This is a genomic window from Pseudomonas persica, from assembly GCF_900291015.1.
Lineage (GTDB): Bacteria > Pseudomonadota > Gammaproteobacteria > Pseudomonadales > Pseudomonadaceae > Aquipseudomonas.
Genome location: NZ_OLKL01000194.1, coordinates 1 through 263, shown reverse-complemented (window position 1 = coordinate 263; position 263 = coordinate 1). Strand labels below are relative to the sequence as shown.

Annotated in this window: 1 protein-coding gene; it reads right to left on the bottom strand. The window is 60.8% G+C overall.

The window, feature by feature from the left end:
- Nucleotides 1-263 (bottom strand): hypothetical protein (locus FQ664_RS27385; protein ID WP_178091090.1); only part of this gene is annotated, 263 nt, incomplete at both ends.

Genomic DNA, 263 nt, shown 5'->3' with positions numbered 1-263 from the left:
GTCCCGCAGCAACGCTTGAGCCGTCACCGTCACCGTCTGCAGTTCACGTACTTGTACCGTGTCCTGCCCGGCGTCCGGGGCTGCGAACTGCACCTTTGTCACCTGCACCGTGTCCGGGGTTGCGAACTGCACCTTTGTCACCTGCACTGTGTTCGAGGCTGCGAACTGCACCTTTGTCGCCTGCACCGTGTCCGGAGTAGCTACCACCTCGGCTTTTGCCAAAAGGGGTACGCTTAAGAACAGCAGCAGGAACAACAGGCGGG